The sequence below is a fragment of the Pyxidicoccus fallax genome, assembly GCF_012933655.1.
Taxonomy (GTDB): Bacteria; Myxococcota; Myxococcia; order Myxococcales; family Myxococcaceae; genus Myxococcus; species Myxococcus fallax.
This window is the reverse complement of sequence record NZ_JABBJJ010000780.1, coordinates 1-435: the sequence shown is the minus strand read 5'-3', so window position 1 is coordinate 435 and position 435 is coordinate 1. Positions and strand designations below refer to the sequence as shown.

The 435-nt window shown below is 52.0% G+C and carries 1 protein-coding gene; it reads right to left on the bottom strand.

Annotated elements, in window-relative coordinates:
- On the bottom strand, window positions 1-435 hold a 435-nt coding region (locus tag HG543_RS54135; RefSeq protein WP_169352732.1), incomplete at both ends, for a hypothetical protein.

Sequence of the window (435 nt, the reverse complement as noted above, 5' to 3'; positions counted from 1 at the left end):
TCCATACATCATGTAAAACGGAAACAACGGGGCCAGGGCAACGGCGCCAAGCGAGCTAATCGTTTTGGTCTTATCATTGATTGATACCACAACGGGGTGCGCTAACTGGTAGGCGGCGGCCAGATCTGACGCGTCCGATGCAGTCCAAAATCCTGTCGCTTTAAACAACACCCCGAGGCGATCGTTATCAATTTGCACCGCATGATACTGATTCACCAGCTCGCTATGCTGCCCGGCATCCAATTTGCGCTGATCCATCACCACCAGATATTCCGCCGTCACCTCATGTTGTACCACGACAAAGTTAACCCGCACGCCGGAAGCCTGTTGGTGAAAGCGTTCATAAAAGGTCTTATAACGCTGATATTCCTGAGGCACACCGTCACGGACAAAGCGGTAACTGTATTTCGCTGAGCTGGCGACAATACCGGACTC